The 17,083-nt window shown below is 71.2% G+C and carries 15 protein-coding genes; all 15 read left to right on the top strand.

From position 1 onward, the window contains the following. Nucleotides 1-8: 8 nt before the first annotated feature. The 15 genes from thrC (at nt 9) to QSK10_RS09100 (ending at nt 16,835) form a co-directional block, all read left to right on the top strand. Nucleotides 9-1,268: a threonine synthase gene (gene thrC, locus QSK10_RS09170; RefSeq protein WP_285662189.1), complete on the top strand. Its 1,260-nt coding sequence runs from the start codon at nt 9-11 to the stop codon at nt 1,266-1,268. A 341-nt stretch (nt 1,269-1,609) separates the two neighbouring features. Continuing rightward, the gene (locus QSK10_RS09165; protein ID WP_285662188.1) at nt 1,610-2,629 is read left to right on the top strand and encodes a GNAT family N-acetyltransferase; all 1,020 of its coding nucleotides are present in this window, start codon (nt 1,610-1,612) and stop codon (nt 2,627-2,629) included. A gap of 2 nt (nt 2,630-2,631) precedes the next feature. Further along, complete coding sequence (locus QSK10_RS09160; RefSeq protein ID WP_285662187.1) at nt 2,632-3,666, top strand: GNAT family N-acetyltransferase; 1,035 nt, start codon at nt 2,632-2,634, stop codon at nt 3,664-3,666. A 112-nt stretch (nt 3,667-3,778) separates the two neighbouring features. Then, nucleotides 3,779-4,801: a GNAT family N-acetyltransferase gene (locus tag QSK10_RS09155; RefSeq protein ID WP_285662186.1), complete on the top strand. Its 1,023-nt coding sequence runs from the start codon at nt 3,779-3,781 to the stop codon at nt 4,799-4,801. After that, entirely contained in the window at nt 4,801-5,829 is a 1,029-nt protein-coding gene (locus QSK10_RS09150) for a GNAT family N-acetyltransferase (protein ID WP_285662185.1), read from the top strand. Before QSK10_RS09155 ends, QSK10_RS09150 begins: the two co-directional genes overlap by 1 nt. A 42-nt stretch (nt 5,830-5,871) precedes the next feature. Continuing rightward, a complete protein-coding gene (locus QSK10_RS09145; protein ID WP_285662184.1) occupies nt 5,872-6,900 on the top strand; it encodes a GNAT family N-acetyltransferase in 1,029 nt (342 codons plus the stop codon). Further along, nucleotides 6,900-7,922, top strand: a complete 1,023-nt coding sequence (locus tag QSK10_RS09140) for a GNAT family N-acetyltransferase (protein ID WP_285662183.1) — start codon at nt 6,900-6,902, stop codon at nt 7,920-7,922. The genes QSK10_RS09145 and QSK10_RS09140 overlap by 1 nt, the downstream gene beginning before the upstream one ends. A 6-nt stretch (nt 7,923-7,928) precedes the next feature. Beyond that, complete coding sequence (locus QSK10_RS09135; RefSeq protein WP_285662182.1) at nt 7,929-8,963, top strand: GNAT family N-acetyltransferase; 1,035 nt, start codon at nt 7,929-7,931, stop codon at nt 8,961-8,963. Then, nucleotides 8,960-9,925, top strand: a complete 966-nt coding sequence (locus QSK10_RS09130) for a GNAT family N-acetyltransferase (protein WP_285662181.1) — start codon at nt 8,960-8,962, stop codon at nt 9,923-9,925. Before QSK10_RS09135 ends, QSK10_RS09130 begins: the two co-directional genes overlap by 4 nt. Continuing rightward, a complete protein-coding gene (locus QSK10_RS09125) occupies nt 9,922-10,911 on the top strand; it encodes a GNAT family N-acetyltransferase (RefSeq protein WP_285662180.1) in 990 nt (329 codons plus the stop codon). The genes QSK10_RS09130 and QSK10_RS09125 overlap by 4 nt, the downstream gene beginning before the upstream one ends. Nucleotides 10,912-11,011: 100 nt before the next feature. Further along, the gene (locus QSK10_RS09120) at nt 11,012-12,055 is read left to right on the top strand and encodes a GNAT family N-acetyltransferase (protein ID WP_285662179.1); all 1,044 of its coding nucleotides are present in this window, start codon (nt 11,012-11,014) and stop codon (nt 12,053-12,055) included. Then, nucleotides 12,056-13,075 carry a GNAT family N-acetyltransferase gene (locus tag QSK10_RS09115; protein WP_285662178.1) on the top strand — a complete coding sequence of 340 codons (1,020 nt, stop codon included), beginning with the start codon at nt 12,056-12,058 and terminating at the stop codon, nt 13,073-13,075. 61 nt (nt 13,076-13,136) lie between these two features. After that, nucleotides 13,137-14,825 carry a phenylacetic acid degradation protein PaaN gene (gene paaN / locus QSK10_RS09110; RefSeq protein WP_285662949.1) on the top strand — a complete coding sequence of 563 codons (1,689 nt, stop codon included), beginning with the start codon at nt 13,137-13,139 and terminating at the stop codon, nt 14,823-14,825. Between the two features lie 346 nt (nt 14,826-15,171). Then, complete coding sequence (locus tag QSK10_RS09105) at nt 15,172-15,375, top strand: cold-shock protein (protein ID WP_285662177.1); 204 nt, start codon at nt 15,172-15,174, stop codon at nt 15,373-15,375. 158 nt (nt 15,376-15,533) lie between these two features. Then, a complete protein-coding gene (locus tag QSK10_RS09100) occupies nt 15,534-16,835 on the top strand; it encodes a hypothetical protein (RefSeq protein ID WP_285662176.1) in 1,302 nt (433 codons plus the stop codon). The last annotated feature ends 248 nt before the right edge of the window (nt 16,836-17,083 follow it).

Here is a 17,083-nt window from a genome sequence, read left to right as displayed (position 1 = left end):
GCCTCTCTATGTCCGCACCCACCGTGCCGTTCACCGCCAGCCCCGCCATCGGTCTGGTCTGTCGCGCCTGTCAGGCGAAATACCCGCTCATCGCCCAGCACGCCTGCTGGAACTGCTTCGGCCCGCTTGAGGTCGACTACGACCCGGCGCTGCTGGCCAAGGTCACCCGCGAGCAGATCGAGTCCGGCCCCCAGAACATCTGGCGCTACGCCGGGCTGCTGCCCGCCGGCGTCGACCCCGCCACCCGCGTCACCCTCAACCCGGGCATGACCCCGCTCGTGGACGCCACCAACCTGGCCCGCGAGCTGGGCATGAAGAAGCTGTGGGTGAAGGACGACTCGGGCAACCCCACGCACTCCTTCAAGGACCGCGTGGTCTCGGTGGCCCTGACCGCCGCCGCGCAGCTGGGCTTCGACCGCTTCGCCTGCGCCTCCACCGGCAACCTGGCCAACTCGGTGGCCGCGCACGCGGCGCGCGCCGGGGTCCCGTCCATCGTGTTCATCCCCTATGACCTGGAGGCGGGCAAGGTCACCGCCTCGGCGGTCTACGGCGGCACCCTGGTGGCCATCGAGGGCTCCTACGACGACGTGAACCGGCTGTGCTCGGAGCTGACCGAGACCGACGAGTTCGAGACCACCGCCTTCGTCAACGTCAATGTCCGGCCCTTCTACGCCGAGGGCTCCAAGACCCTCGGCTACGAGGTCGCCGAGCAGCTCGGCTGGCGCCTCCCGGAGCAGGTGGTCATCCCCATGGCCTCCGGCGAGCTGCTGACCAAGGTCGACAAGGCCTTCGAGGAGCTCGTCCAGATCGGTCTCGTGGACGCCGCCGTGCCGCGCGTCTTCGGCGCCCAGTCGGCCGGTTGCGACCCCATCGCCACCGCCCTCAAGGCCGGCACCGACGAGATCACCCCCGTCAAGCCCACCGGCATCGCCAAGTCCCTCAACATCGGCGACCCCGCCGCCGGGCCCTACGCCATCGAGTCGGTGCGCCGCACCGGCGGCTGGATGGAGTCGGTGACCGACGACGAGATCCGGGACGGCATCCGGCTGCTCGCCCGCACCACGGGCGTATTCGCTGAAACGGCGGGCGGCGTCGTTGTCGCAACACTTCAGAAACTCTTGCGCGAAGGCAAGCTCGACCCCGAGGCCGAGACCGTCATCTACAACACCGGCGACGGGCTCAAGACCGCCGACGCCATCGACGGCCGCCCGACGCACCAGGTCAAGCCCTCCTTGAAGGCCGCCCGTGAAGCGGGGCTGCTCGGCTGAGGTCAAGTACCACGGCCGATGATCTACGCGGAATTACTGTCAGATTCCCGACAGTTGACGGAGTATTGACCCCGTGCCCGAATGGGCGCAGAATATCGCGTGCGGGAGGTCACAGCACCGAGTCGTATCACTCCCAGTGGGGATGCGGCTACCGGCGGCGGAGTCGTCGGGGTGCGGTCACCTCCCGACCAATCGTACGGATGAGCCCCGGTTCGCGAAGCGGATCGGGGCTCATCCGCGTACCGCCACCGGCGCGGTGTTCGCGCACGTCCGCCGCCCCGCAGCGGCCCCGGATCGCTAATTCAGTGGCGCGCTCGCCGACCTGCCGCGATCCTCAGGACATGCGCATCGAGCCACTCCACGTCCACGACGACTCCGTCGCCATGGACGTCTTCGCCCTGGAATCGGCTCATAAGCGTCATGACCTCCCCGAATACGCCGAGTTGTTCCCCGAGGTCGCCATCGCCCGCTACCGCGCGGACATGCCCGGGTCCGACATCGAGCGCTGGGGAATCCGCGTCGACGGCGAGCTCGCCGGTTTCGCCGAGCTGACGCTGCCGACGATCGAGAACCTCCAGAACGCCCACGTCGAGGGCTTCGTGCACCCGTCCCTCCGCCGCCGCGGCATCGCCACCGCCCTCTACGCGCACTGCGTATCGCGGGCACAGGCGATGGGACGGACGAAGCTCTCCTCCTTCATCGAAGCACCGGCCCCGGACGGCGTGGAACACGCCGACGGGGCCGGTGTTCTCTTCCTGGAGCGCGCGGGCCTGCGCCGGGTCCTGGACGAGGTGCGCCGCCGCCTCGACCTCGGCTCCCTCGACACCACCGCGCTGGCGAAGCTGCGCGCCGACGCCGAGGCCGCCGCGGAGGGCTACCGGCTCGTCTCGTGGACCGGCCCGGCCGCCGGCGAGCTCGCCGAGGGCCTCGCCTACCTCGAAGGCCGCCTCATCCAGGACGCCCCGACCGGCGAGCTGGAGTGGGAGCCGGAGAAGTACGACGCCGACCGCTGGCGCGCCACCGAGGCGATGACGGCCGCGCGGCTGCGCACGCAGCACACCACCGCCGCCCTCGCGCCCGGCGGCGAGGTCGTGGCGTGGACCGGCCTCCTCGTGGCCGCCCGCCCGCGCACCGACGCCTACCAGATCACCACGATCGTCGATCCCGCCCACCGCGGGCGGCGGCTGGGGACGCTGGTGAAGCTGGCCAACCTCGACCACGCGCGGGCCGCCGAGCCGGAGCTCGCGCGCGTTTACACGTACAACGCAGCAGACAACACGCACATGATCGCCGTGAACGAAGCGATGGGGTTCAAGATCGCGCACCTCGGCGTCAATTTCCAGGGAGACATACCGAAGTGAACGTGGAATTCGAACTCGTCGATCCGGCCGATCCAGTCCGATTCGACGAGTACATCGCCCTGCTCACCGCCGTCAAGACCGCCGACCACCCAGAAGACGCGCACATCCCCGTGAGCAGGGTGGAAGAGCTGGCCGGGATGCGATATCCATGGCCGGGTGAGCTGATCGAGTACTGGCAGGTCCTCCTCGACGGGGAACTCGTCGGCTCCTACGACATCGGTTTCCCGCAGCTGGAGAACCTGCGCACCGCGTGGACCGGGGGCCAGGTGCACCCCGATCACCGGCGCAAGGGAATCGGGCGGCGGATGTGGGCGCACGCGCTGGAGCGCGCCGCCGCGCACGGCCGCTCGGTCATCGGCTCGGGCGCGCACCGGGGCGTCGAGGGCGGCCCGCCGCGCGACGGCGCCGGGCTGGCGTTCCTGGCCGCGATGGGCATGGGCGAGAAGCTCGACGAGGCGCACCGCCGCGTCGTGCTGTCGACGGTGGACCAGGCCGACCTGGACGCGATGCTCGCCGAGGCGTGGACCCACGCCGGCGGCTACCGCCTGCGCCGCTGGATCAACCACGCCCCCGAGGACCTGGTGGACGGCCTGGCCTACCTCGACGGCCGCCTGCTCCAGGACGCCCCCATGGGCGACCTGGACATCGAGCCGGAGAAGGTCGACCGCGACCGCTTCCGCGAGGGCGAGTCGATGCTGGACAGGCGCATGCGCACCCGCTTCCACGCCGCCCTCCAGCACGAGGAGACCGGCGCGGTGGCCGCGTGGACCACGTTCAACACCGAGCTGGAGTACCGCGAGCGCGCCCACGTCGGCGTCACCATCGTCGACCCCGATCACCGCGGGAAGCGCCTGGGCACGATCGCCAAGATCGAGCTGCAGAACTGGGCCCGCCTGGTCGAGCCGGCCATCGTCGAGATCGACACGTGGAACGCCGAGAGCAACGCCTACATGATCTCCATCAACGAGCGGATGGGGTACCGCCTGGTGGAGTCCGCAGTCGACTTCCAGGGACCGGTTCCCGGGGTCGCGGAGTAGCGCCGGAGCCGGTACCGGGGCGGGGACATCCCCGGCACCGGCCCACGAAGACACAGCCGGGCCGACAGCCCGGACGCAATGAAGCAAGTGAGCAATGAGGGAAGGATTCACCGTGAGCGATATCGAGATCGTCAAACTGACCCAGGCCAACATCGGCGACGCCGACGGCTGGACCGAGGTGCTGGCCGCCAGCTGGGGCGCCGACCTGCCGAACTTCCCGGCGCCTTCGGTCGCCGAGTTGGTCGGGTCCGTCTCGCGGCCGTCCGTGCACGCCCGCATGGAGCGCTGGATGGCCAAGATCGACGGCCGTGTCGTCGGCGTCATCGAGGGCAACTTCGGCCTGACGGACAACACGCACCTGGTGGAGTTCGAGCTGGACGTGCACCCGGACTTCCGCCGCTCGGGAGTGGCCACCGCGCTGCTGGCCAAGCTGGAGGAGCTGGGCGCTGCCGACGGCCGCACCACCTACATTTCCTACGCGCCGGACACCATCGATCCGGCCGCCCCGCGTCCCGACGCCGGGCAGAAGTTCCTGGAGAAGAACGGCTTTGTCAAGGGCCTCGACGAGATCCGCCGCGCGGCCGATCTGGACCTGGTACCGGCCGCCGAGCTCGACGACCTGCTCGCGCGGGCGTGGGAGAAGGCCGACGGCTACGAGCTGGTGCAGTGGGTCAACCGCTGCCCCGACGACCTGGTGGACGGGGTCGCCTACCTCGACGGGCGGCTCATTACCGACGCGCCCTCGGGCGACCTGGACCTCCAGCCGCAGAAGGTGGACGCCGCCCGCATCCGCGAGAACGAGGTCCGCGCCATCTCGCGTGGTCAGCTCAATGTCGACACCGCCGTGCGGCACGTGGCCTCGGGCGCGGTGGCGGGCTGGACGAACATCTCCGTGTCCGCCGGTCAGGAGGAGCACTCCTGGCAGGGCATCACAATCGTGGACCCCGATCACCGGGGCCACCGCATCGGCACCATCCTCAAGATCGAGAATCATCGTCTGCTGCGCGCCTACCGGCCGAAGATGAAGTGGGTCCAGACCTGGAACGCCGAGGTCAACGACTTCATGATCTCCATCAACGAGGCCGTGGGCTACCGCGCTCAGGAGCGCTGGATCGCCTACCAGAAGAAGAGCTAGTGAGGGAACACGTGGAACTGGACATCATCGCCGTCACCGCCGATTCGCCGTCGCGGGACCTGGAGGACTGGCTGGACGTCAAGGCCGCCGCGCACGCGGTGGACATGGCGGCCTACTACCCGTTCTGGCGCGAATCGGCACTCGGCGGGCTGACGGTCGACTTCCCCGTCGTGCGCACCGACTACCGCCTCGTGCGGCAAGGCGGCGTGCCGGTGGCGGCGTTCCACGTGTCCCACCAGCTCAAGTCGAACGCGGCCGTCGGCCCGTTCGAGCTGTCGGTGCACCCGGCGCATCGCCGCCGGGGCATCGGCACCGCCCTCATCGACGCCATCGTCGCCGAGCACAAGGCCACCGGCAAGAAGTCGGTGCTCACCTACGCGCTGCGGACGGTGCCCGGCGGGCCCGCCCGCGACGAGTCCGGCATCGCCTTCGCCAAGGCCCTCGGCTTCACCTCGCCCGGCACCGAGATCCGCCGCCGCGTCGACCTCGGCGCCGTCGACCACACCGAGGCCCACGCCAAGGCGAAGGCCGCCGCCGGTGAGCGCTACTCGGTCGTCCGGTTCATGGACCCGATGCCCGAGGAGTACCTGGCCGACCTGGCGTTCGTGAAGCGGCGGCTGTCGGCCGACCTCGCCGTCTACCGGGACGACTGGGAGGCCACCCCGCACGACACCGCCTCCCTGCGCGGCTCCGAGGCCGCCGCCGCGGCCCGGCTGTGGCGGCGCCCGAACGTGGCGATCCGCGACGAGGAGAGCGGGCGGCTGGTCGCCTGGAGCAACCTCTCGCTGATGGACGCCGACGGCGTCCACGCCGACCAGGGCATCACCGTGGTCCTTCCCGAGCACCGCGGGCACCGCCTGGGCGCCCTCGCCAAGCTGGAGCTGCACCGCTACGCCCACGAGATCGCCCCCGGCATGCGGTTCATCGACACCTGGAACGACGGCGAGAACGTCCACATGATCCGCATCAACGAAGAGCTCGGATTCGTCGCCGTCGAAGCCGGTGACGACGTCATGCGGGACATCTGAGCCCCACCACCCCTCCCACCCCCCCTCGAACGGAGCACCACCGTGAGTTCACTCGAACTCGTCCACCTCACCGGCGCCTCCCCGGAGGCCGACCTCGCCGACTGGCACGCCCTCCGGGTCGCCACCCACGCCGTCGACGCCCTCGACGAGGCGCCGCCGTGGCGGAAGTCGGACGAGGGCGGGCTCGACAACCCGTGGCCGGGCGGCTGGGCGCGGCACTACCTCGTCCGCCGCGACGGCGCGCCCGTGGCGCACCTGCGCCTCAGCGGCTCCACCCAGGCCAACACCACCGTCGGCAACTTCGAAGGCGCCGTCCACCCCGCCCACCGCAGGCGCGGCATCGGCACCGAACTGCTCGCCGAGGTGGAGCGGATCTTCCGCGCCGAGGGCATGAAGAAGACCATGACCTGGGCCAACACCTCCCTCGACCACGGCACCGCCCGTGACGAGTCCGGCGCGCGCTTCCTGGCCGCGCTCGGCTTCCGGGAGGTCGGCGAGGAGACCCGCCGCGCCATCGACCTCCCGTCGCTGGACGCAGACGCCGTCGCCGCGCGGCACGCCGACGCGCTCGCCAAGGCCGGATCCGACTACGAGGTCGTGCGCTTCACCGAGCCGGCCCCCGAGGAGTTCCTGCCCGACCTCGCGGTGATGAACGGGCGCCTGTCCCAGGACGTCGCCGGGTACATCGAGGACTGGGAGCCCACCCCCTACGACACCGGCAAGCTCATCGCCTACCAGGACGCCTCGGCCGCGCGCGGCTGGCGCCGCCCGCACGTCGCCGTCCGGCACAAGCCCTCCGGGCACCTGGTCGCCTGGTCCTTCGTCGCCATCAACAGCGAGGACGGCGCCCAGGCCGAGCAGGCCGTCACCGTGGTCCTGCCCGAGCACCGGGGCCACCGCCTGGGCGCCCTGGTCAAGTACGAGCTGTACCGCTATGCGACCGAGATAGAGCCGAACCTGCGCCGCATCGACACCTGGAACGCCGCCGAGAACGAGCACATGATCGCCATCAACGAGCAGATGGGCTTCTTCCCGGTGGAGTCCTTCCACGAGTACCAGCGGGAGCTGTGATGCGCGTAGAGATCTACGACAAGGGCGATGCCGCCACCCTCGACCTGATTCACGCCACCGGCCGCGCGGCCTTCGCCGTCGACCGGCCCAGCGTGCCACTGGCCGACCGCGACGCCTTCGCCGCGATCATGGACGACGACCGGCCCACCGGCGAGCACCTGCTCTTCCACGTCCGCGAGGGCGACACCGTCCTGGGCTGGGTCAAACTCGACCTGCCGCTCGCCGACAACACCCACAGCGGCGAACTGTGGGGCATGGTCCACCCCGAACACCGCCACCGCGGTGTCGGCCGGGCCCTGCTCGACGCGGCCATCGCGCACATGCGCGCCCAGGGCCGCGACACCCTCCAGGCCGGCGCCCAGGAACCCCTCCCCGGAGGCGGCGGCAGCTTCGACGGCGCCCGCTTCCTGGCCGCCGCCGGGTTCCAGCGCGCCCTGGAGGAGCTCACCTCCCGCCTCGACGTCACCACCGTCGACGAGGCCGCGCTGGAGAAACTCCGCTCGGAGGCGTGGTCCAAGGCCGACGGCTACGAGCTGATCCAGTGGACCGACGGCGTCGACGGCGAACCGCCCGCCGAGGTCCTCGACGGACTCGCCGCCCTGCTCAACCGCTTCTTCACCGACACCCCCATGGGTGATCTCGACGTCACCGACCTGAACTACACTCCCGAACGGCTGCTCGCCGACAACGCGTCGGCGGCGAAAGGCGGACGGCGCACGTTCAACTCCGCCGTCCGGCACCGGGAGAGCGGCCAGGTCGTCGGCTGGACGAAGATCCACATCAGGTCCACCGCTCCGCACTACGGCATGCAGGGGATCACGATGGTCTCCGACGGCCACCGGGGTCACCGCCTCGGCACCGTCCTGAAGGTCGAGAACCTGCGGTTCATGCGCGAGCGCGAACCGGAACTCACCGCCATCGACACCGACAACGCGGTGAGCAACACCCACATGCTGGCCGTCAACGTCGCCATGGGCTTCGCCCCGTTCCAGAACGCCGTCTTCTACCAACTGAAGGTCTAACCGCACATGAGTGTCACCCCGTTCGCCCCGTCCGACGCCGCCGCGCTGCACGCGATCGCCACCGAGGCCCACCCCGTCGACCACGGCGGCCCGCTGCTGCTGGACCGGGAGTCCTTCACCGCCGGTCTCACCCACGCGGCCGAGGGCGAACGGGTCGACACCCTCGTCGTGCGCGACGAGACCGGCCGCATCGCCGGTTACACCACCGTCACGACCTGGACGCGCGACAACACGCACCTCGCCGAGATCTCCGGCGCGGTGCTCCCCTCGCTTCGGCGACGTGGGCACGGCAGGGCGTTGGTGGACGCCGCCCGCGCCCACGTCGCCGAGCTCGGCCGCCGCACCCTCGTCGTGGAGACCAAGAACCCCGTCGGCGACGGCCCCGGCGACCCCGGCGCCACCGCCATGTTCACCGCCCTGGGCTGGGACGAGGTCCTCAACGAGAACTACTACCGCCTCGACGTGACCTCCTTCGACCCGCAGATCTGGGAGAAGGAACGCCTCCACGCCTGGCAGAAGGCCACCGGCTACGACCTCGTCACCTGGGCCGACGGCCTCGCCGGGCCCATGCCCACCGAACTCGCCGACGGGATCGCCGCCCTCCTCGGCCGCTTCCAGTCCGACATGCCCACCGGCGGCCTCGCCGTGGAGGACATGGACTACGACGCCGCCCGCGTCATCGCCGACGTCGAGCACGCCGGTCGCCTCGGCCGGACCGTGGTCAACGCCGTCGTCCGCCACACCGCCACCGGCGAGGTGGCCGGCTGGACCAAGCTGTCCTTCAAGCGCGGCAGCGAGGACACCGCCTCGCAGGGCATCACCATGGTCGCCGCCGCCCACCGCGGCCACCGCCTCGGCATGGTCCTCAAGACCGAGAACCTGAACTACGCGCGGAGCCTGTACCCGGGCCTGGCCACCGTCCTCACCGACAACGCCGCCGACAACACGTACATGATCGCCGTCAACGAGGCCATGGGCTTCACCCTGCACCAGCGCTCCTCGGTCTTCCAGACCGAACTGGCGTCCCGGGAAGAGCGGTGACGATCCGCCCGGTCACCGCGGCCGACCACGACGCGATCCACGAACTGGCCGGGCTCTTCGCCGAGGAGGAGGGCGGGCTGTTCCCGCCCCCGCCCCGGGCCTCCATCGCCGCCTACCTGGCCACCCCCAGGGACGGCACCACCGGCGAGACCCTCGTCGCCGAGGCCGACGGGCGCGTCGCCGGATTCGTCCGGCTGCGCCTGTCGCAGCGCGACAACCGGCACCGGACCGCGCTGCACGGCGTCGTCCACCCCGGCCTGCGCCGCCGCGGACTCGGGCGGGCCCTCTACGAGCGCGCGCTCGCCGAGAGCCTCGCGCTGGGCCGGACCGTCCTCACCGCCACGGCCGGGGACGGGGGGCCGGGCGAGCCGTTCCTGACGGCGATGGGCATGGAGCGCGTGCACGCCGAGCGGGTCAGCGTCCTGGACCTGGGCCGCGAGTTCGCCGAGCCCACCCCGGTGCCCGGCTACGACCTCGTGCACTGGCTGGACGGCGCGGCCGGGCCCGTCCCGGACTCGCTGGTCGCCGATCTCGCCGATCTCATGGGACGCCTGTCGACCGACGCCCCCAGCGGCGGCCTGGCCGTCGAGCCCACCGCCTACTCGCCCGAGCGCGTCATCGAGCTCTCCGAGCTGGCCGCCTCGCTGGGGCAGGTGCGCATCTCCACCGGCGCGCGCGAGCGCGCCACCGGCCGCCTCATCGCGGTCACCACCCTGCGCCACGACGGAAGAAGCGAGCGCCTCATGCAGCTGATCACCCTCGTCCACCCCGAACACCGGGGACACCGGCTCGGCACGGTGGTGAAGCTGGCCAACCTGGAGCAGGCCCGCAGCGTCGCGCCCGACGCGACCTCGGTGGTGGCCACCAACGCGCTGGCCAACGAGAAGATCTGGCGCGTCAACGAGGCCCTCGGCTTCGCCACGGCCGGCGTGGACGGCTACTACCAGGTGGTGGCCGCGTGATCCGCCGCCTCGACTTCACCGGTCCCGACATGGCCGCCTACGCCGCCGTCCGGGCCGCCGCCGACGCCAACGACCGGCCCGACCGGCCGCCGATCCCCGCCGAGCGGCTCGCCGCCCTGCTGGCCCACCCGCAGCCGGGCAAGACCACCGAGTACTGGGGCTGGTTCGAGGGGGAGGAGCTGGCCGGTGCGGCCCTGCTGTTCCTGCCGGGCGAGGACAACACGCACACCGTCGAGCTGGAGGGCCAGGTCGCGCCCGCCTTCCGGCGGCGCGGCATCGGGCGGGCCCTGTTCGAGCTCACCCGCGAGCGCGCCCAGGCCCTGGGCCGCACGCTGATCCTGGTCAACGTGCTGGCTCCGGCGCCGGGCTCGCCGCTGGTCCGCGACCGCGCCGGGGAGGCCTTCTGCGCGGCCATGGACATGGAGGTCGCGCTGGTCGACATCCGCAGCGAGCTGACCGTGGGGCCTGTGGACGAGCCTGTGGACGACGGCCGCCTGGTGCGCTGGGTGGACGGCGTGCCCGGCGATCCGCCCGCCGAGTGGCTGCCGGAGCTGGCGCGGCTGATGACGCGCCTGGACGCCGACGCGCCCGCCGGGGACCTCGACGTCACCCCCGAGGTGTGGACGCCGGAGCGGTTGCTGGAGGCGGCGGCGGTCTCTCGCGAGACCGGCACCACCGCCGTCCACACCGCCCTGCGCGACGGCGACCGGCTGATCGGCTGGAGCACCATCGAGCTGACCGGCGGGACGCACGCCGAGCAGGGCATCACCGTCGTCCTGCCCGAGCACCGGGGCGCGGGCCTGGGGCTGCTGCTCAAGCGCGCCAACCTGTCCTTCGCGCGCCGGATCTGGCCGGCGCTGGCCACGGTGACCACGTTCAACGCCGAGACCAACGCGGCGATGCTCGCGGTGAACCGGCGCATGGGGTACGTGGACCTCGACCGGATGGTGCATTTCCAAGCAAAGGTCGGCCAGGCCAAGGTCTAGCTGCGCCGATTAGTACGAACGGGCCCCGATCGCGATGCGGTCGGGGCCTTTCGCGTGCCCGGGTCTTGCGCCTGGCGCAAAGTGCCGTCAGAATGACTGCATGAGCACTCCGAGCGCAGTCACTCTTGACATCAAGACCTTCACCGCGGACGACGCCGACCTCATGCGGTCGCTCTACGACGGCTGGGCCGAGGCCATTCCGGTGGACCAGCCGGGCATACCGGCGCCCTCGCTGGAGGACGCCACCCGGTCCCTGGCCACCCCGCCGCACGGCGCGCGGGCGGAGTTCCTGGCCGCCGTCGCCGACGGCACCGTCGTCGGCGCGGCCCTGATGTTCATGCCCGACACGGTGAACACGCACTTCGTCCACCTGGAGGGATGGGTGAACCTCGGCTGGCGCCGCCGGGGCGTGGGCACCGCCCTGCGCGACGCCGTCGAGGCGAAGATGCGCGAGTACGGCCGCACCACCTGGCTCGCCCAGGTCCGCGAGAACCCCGGCCGGGAGTCGCCCGGCCCCGCCTTCGCCGAAGCCACCGGAATGACACGAGCGATGACGGAAGTATGCCGTCGTCTCCACCTGGAGGACCTCGACGATGACGTCTTGACCGCCCTCAGTGCCGACTGCCGGACCCGGCTCGACGGCTACGAGGTCCTGGTCTGGGAGGACGGCACGTCCGGCCCCCACCCCGAGGAGTACGTCGACGGCCTCGCGCGCCTCGAACTGCGCATGGATACCGACGCCCCCCACGGCGACATCGACATGAAGCCGCGCACCGAGCCCGAGCCGGAGGCGATCCGCGCCCGCTCGCAGCGCTCCGGCCTCCAGAACATGCGCTGCTTCAACGCCGCCGTCCGGCACGTCGAGAGCGGCGACATCGTCGCCTGGACCGTGCTGATGCTCCACCCGGGCGAAGGCGGCACCTTCGCCTACCAGAACATCACCGTGGTCGACCCCGCGCACCGCGGCCGCAAGTTCGGCACCCTGGTCAAGCTGGAGAACCTGGCCGCGATCCGGGCCGCGTGCCCCGATCTGCGCACCATCGAGACCCGCAACGCCGACGAGAACGCCCACATGATCGCGATCAACGACGCGCTCGGCTTCCGTATCTTCTGTCTGGTCCACAACTATCAGAAGGAGATCTGAGTGCAGATCACCCCGTTCCGAGCCGACGATCCCGTCGACTTCGAGGACTACTTCTCCGTCCGCACGGCGCTGCACCTCCCGGGCATCACCGTGAAACCCACCCGCGAGCGGGTGCGAACCACCGCCGGTGTCTCCCGCCCGGGCGTCACCCGGCACGAATGGCTGGCCCGTGAGGACGGCAAGGTCGTCGGGCACCTGTCCGTCGACCTGCCGCAGGAGGCCAACCGTCATATGGCCCTTGGTTTCGTCGGTGTGGTCCCCTGGTACCGGCGGGCCGGACGCGGGCGCGCCATGCACGACTTCCTCTTGGACTTCGCCGCCGCCGAGGGCCGCACCACCGTGCTCAGCAGCGCCCGCGCGCCCATCGAGGGCGGCGCCGAGATCGACCCGGCGGGCGTGCGCTTCGGCGAGGCGATGGGCTACACCGTCGCCCAGACCACCTTGCTGTCCCGCCTCGACCTTGACACCGTCGAACCGGGCGCGCACGAGGAACTGGAGGCGAAGGCCGCCGCGCACGCCGACGGCTACACCTTCGTCACCTGGCTGGAGGGCCCCGGGCACGAGCTGCCCGAGGAGTACGTCGACGACCTGGCCCACCTGGAGTACCGGCTCACCGCCGACATGCCCACCGGGGACATGGACGTCGAACCCGAGCCGCCCAACCCGGAGCTCATCCGCCAGCGCGCCCGCCAGGCCGCCGCGACCGGCACCCCGCTGGTCCACGCCGCCGCCCGGCACGAGGAGAGCGGCCGGCTGGTCGCCTGGACCTTCATCTCGGTCTCCCCGATCGACACCACCCGCGCCGCGCAGGCCATCACCGTGGTCGACCCCGACCACCGCGGCCACCGCCTCGGCCTGCTGGTGAAGCTGGCGAACCTGCGCCGGGGCACCGCCGAGCACCCCGGGCTGCGGCTGATCGACACCAACAACGCCGAGGACAACGCCCCGATGATCGCGGTCAACCGGGCCCTCGGCTACCGCCCGCACTCCTACGAGCTCAACCTGCAACACAAGGCCTGACCACCCGATCACCCGAAGTGCCATGGTGTGCGCGGTGCCAACGCCCGGCGACTGCGGCATCATGGCCAATATGACGCACCCGATGCTCACGAAGCACCGCGACCTCCTCGACCGCGCCCTTCAGGCGATCGGTGAACGCGGGTACTGGTCGGCCTACCCTGAGTCGCCCAGTCCCCGCGTGTACGGAGAAACCGCCGCCGACGAAGGGAAGGCGCGCTTCGAGTCCTACCTCGGCGCCGACTTCCCGCTCGACCAGCCCGGCAGCCAGGGAGTGGTGGCCACCGAGCGCAGCCCGTACGGCATCGCCCTCGACGTCCGCTACCCGCGCGCCGACGCCGGGGCGCTGGTCGCCGCCGCCCGCGCGGCGCAGCCGGCCTGGCGGGACGCGGGACCGGCGGTCCGCGCGGGAGTGTGCCTGGAGATCCTGGCGAAGCTGTCGGCCGACTCCTTCACCATGGCCAACGCCGTCCAGTTCACCACCGGCCAGGGCTTCATGATGGCCTTCCAGGCCGGGGCCCCGCACGCCCTGGACCGCGCGCTGGAGGCCATCGCCTACGCCTACAGCGAGATGACCCGCACCCCCGGCACCGCCCACTGGGAGAAGCCGCAGGGCAAGCACGACCCGCTCGTGCTGACCAAGACCTTCCACGTCGTCCCGCGGGGCGTCGCGCTGGTCATCGGCTGCAACACGTTCCCGACCTGGAACTCCTACCCGGGCCTGTTCGCCTCCCTGGTCACCGGCAACCCCGTGATCGTCAAGCCGCACCCGGGCGCGGTCCTGCCGCTGGCGATCACCGTCCGGCACGCCCGCGAGGTGCTCGCCGAGGCCGGGTTCGACCCGAACCTGGTGACGCTGGCCGCCGAGGACCCCGGCGACAAGGTCGCCTCGGCCCTCGCCGTCGACCCGGCGGTCAGGATCGTCGACTTCACCGGCGGCACCGCCTACGGCGACTGGCTGGAGGAGAACGCGCGCCAGGCGCAGGTGTACACCGAGAAGGCGGGCGTCAACACCGTCATCATCGACTCCACCGACGACCTGAAGGGCCTGGCCCGCAACCTCGGGTTCACCCTGGCCCTCTACAGCGGGCAGATGTGCACCACCACCCAGAACATCCTCATCCCGGCCGGCGGCATCGACACCCCCGAGGGCAAGGTGTCCTTCGAGGAGGTCGCCGGGGCGATCACGGCCTCGGTGGCGAAGCTGACCGGGGACGCCGCGCGCGCGGTGGACCTGACCGGCGCGATCGTCAACGACGCGGTCCTGGACCGGCTGGCGCGGGCGGAGAAGCTGGGCGAGGTGCTGCTGGCCTCGCAGCCCCTTGAGCACCCGGTGTACCCCGACGCGGTGGTCCGCACCCCGCTCATCGTGAAGCTCTCGGCGGGCGACTCCGACGTCTACGGCGAGGAGTGGTTCGGCCCGATCGCGTTCATCGTCGCCACCGCCGACACGGCCGAGTCGATCCGGATTTTCCGCGATGTGGTTTCGGCGAGGGGCGCGCTGACCGCCGGGGTCTACTCGACCTCCGAGGAGGTCCTGGACGAGGTGGAGCGGGCCGCGCAGGACGTCTACACCCACCTGTCGGTCAACCTGACCGGCGGGGTGTTCGTCAACCAGTCGGCGGCGTTCTCCGACTTCCACGCCTCGGGCGGCAACCCCGCCGCCAACTCGGCGCTGACCGACGGAGCCTATGTGGCCAACCGGTTCCGGGTCGTCCAGAGCCGCCGTCACACGGCCCGCGAAGAAGCGTGACAGCGGGACTCCGGTGGGTGGCCGCCCACCGGAGTCCATCGACGTTTGTCGAAGTCTTAGGCCCGTGCCGAAAGGGTTGCCGCCCGACGCCGTCCGTTACCCGACAGAGACGCCGAGTGGTGCTTTCCGCCCATGTGGGACCGCACAAAACCGGTCTTTCCGGAACAAGATCCAACGTCTACACGCACGCGGCGTACCTAGCCAGGCGGGCGCCGCTCGTGTAGCGTGCGACACGGTCGTCCTTGACGCGGAAGCAAGTCCACCGCTGGTGTGGGTGCGCCGGCGGTGGGGGCGATCCCGGACCCGCGCCGCGAGTCCGGTGCATGCAGAGCAAGGGAAGTGCACAGTGGCACAAGGCACCGTCAAGTGGTTCAACTCCGAGAAGGGCTACGGCTTCATCGCCGTGGACGGCGGGGCGGACGTTTTCGTCCACTTCTCGGCGATCCAGGTCGACGGATACCGTTCGCTTGACGACGGTCAGCGCGTCGAGTTCGACGTCGCGCAGGGCCAGAAGGGCCCGCAGGCGGAGAACGTCCGGGTCATCGGCTGACCCGGGTCAGACTCAGACCTACCCGAGGCCGGGGCTCCCAGGGGGTGCCCCGGCCTCGGCGTGTCCGGCGACGGGTGATAAGGCGTGGATCTTGATGAACAAAGATCATCATTGCCATATGTCCTGAATGGCGGCTTTTGAGTTGCTAGCTTGCCGATATGACAACTCCGCCACCGCCTCCTGGCGGGACGCAAGGTCCCGATGACCCGTACGCGGCGCCGTACCAGCCGCCGCAGCCGCCGGCTTCCGAGGGCTACCCGGCGCAGCCCCACCCGGGCGAGTACCAGCCGCCGCGGCACGGGGACTACGCGCCACCCCCTCCGCCCCCACCGCCTCCGCCGGAGCCCGCGGTCTACCCGCCCGAGCCGGAGTACCCGCCCTACCGGGCGCCGGAACCCTCCACCGGCTCGTACCAGCAGCAGCCCCCCGCGAGTTACGGCCCCTCGGCCTCCACGTACGGCACCGGAAGCGGCGACTACCCCTCGCAGACTCCCCCGCAGTCCGGCGCGTACGGCACGTCCAGCTACGGCGAGCCCTACACCCCGCCCCCGCCCACCGGCGGTGGCGGTGGAGGCAGTGCCGGCGGCGGCTACTGGCCGCCCGGCACCGGCGGGGGCTACGGGCCGTCCGACCCGTACGACCCGATCGTGCCCACCGACTTCAACACGTGGATGAACCGCGTCCAGGGCGTCTTCAAGCGCAGCTGGAAATCGATCGGCATGATCATGCTGGTCGGCGCGGTGATCCCCAGCATCGCGCTCGGGACGACGGTGAACACCTCCGTCGGCCCGATCGGCCGCGACGCCAACGACAACTGGGACTGGGGCGCCTACGTGGGCGGTGGCCTCTGGGGCCTGCTCGCGTGGGTGATCACCGGCTTCCTCGCCGCCGCGGCCGTCGTCGGCGCCATCCGCGCCGCCGTCCGCGAGGGCACACCCGGCGTCCAGGTGCCCTTCGGGGAGTCGATGTCCTACGGCTTCGGGCGCGCGCTGCCCATGTGGGGCTGGACGATCCTGGCGTCCATCGCCATCTCGATCGGCCTGTGCGCCTGCTTCCTGCCGGGCGTCTACCTGGCCATCGCGCTGTCGGTGCTGGCGCCCGCCTTCGTCTTCGAGGGCGGCAACCCCTTCGTCCGCAGCTTCAAACTGACCCACGCCGACTTCGGGCGGGCACTGTCGCGGGTCCTGGTGATCTTCGTGGCGGCCCTCGTCTACGGCTGCGTCATCGGCATCCCCGTCGGCCTCATCGAGGGCGCCATCATCGGCAACGACGGCACCGTCGGCTTCGGCGGCTTCATCGGCGTCCTGATCATCGAGATCGTCCGCGCGGTGGCGATGCTGCCCCTGGCGATCTTCGCGGTGGCGGGCATCCTGGTCACCTACGCCGAACTGCGCGGACGGCAGGAAGGCCTGTCGACCCAGCAGATGGTCAGCGAGGCGGACGCGATCGCGAACAAGTAGGCGCCCTCGGGCGAACTGGCGGAGTGGAACGGCCCCGGGCCGCAAGGCCCGGGGCCGTTCGCCGTGGGGGCGGTGCCGGACATCGCCCGCGCACGCGGCCCGCTCAGACAGCACCCACGCACACGCAACCCACTCGCACGCAGCCCACCCACCCAGCGCCCACCCATGCACCATCCGCCCACGCGCCTCGCGGGCGTCGGCCCGGCGGGCCGGGCGGCAGGGTCGTGTCGGCTGAGCGTCGCTTCACG

This window comes from Actinorhabdospora filicis, from assembly GCF_030269765.1.
GTDB lineage: Bacteria > Actinomycetota > Actinomycetes > Mycobacteriales > Micromonosporaceae > Actinorhabdospora > Actinorhabdospora filicis.
Note: the sequence above shows the minus strand (reverse complement) of the source record. Positions and strands in the feature narration are given on the sequence as shown.

Excerpts from the sequence above, each read along its gene's own strand:
- paaN (WP_285662949.1), top strand. The coding sequence starts at position 13,137 with ATGGCCAATATGACGCACCCGATGCTCACGAAGCACCGCGACCTCCTC.
- QSK10_RS09135 (WP_285662182.1), top strand. The coding sequence starts at position 7,929 with ATGAGTGTCACCCCGTTCGCCCCGTCCGACGCCGCCGCGCTGCACGCG.
- QSK10_RS09165 (WP_285662188.1), top strand. The coding sequence starts at position 1,610 with ATGCGCATCGAGCCACTCCACGTCCACGACGACTCCGTCGCCATGGAC.
- QSK10_RS09140 (WP_285662183.1), top strand. The coding sequence starts at position 6,900 with ATGCGCGTAGAGATCTACGACAAGGGCGATGCCGCCACCCTCGACCTG.
- QSK10_RS09120 (WP_285662179.1), top strand. The coding sequence starts at position 11,012 with ATGAGCACTCCGAGCGCAGTCACTCTTGACATCAAGACCTTCACCGCG.
- QSK10_RS09100 (WP_285662176.1), top strand. The coding sequence starts at position 15,534 with ATGACAACTCCGCCACCGCCTCCTGGCGGGACGCAAGGTCCCGATGAC.
- thrC (WP_285662189.1), top strand. The coding sequence starts at position 9 with ATGTCCGCACCCACCGTGCCGTTCACCGCCAGCCCCGCCATCGGTCTG.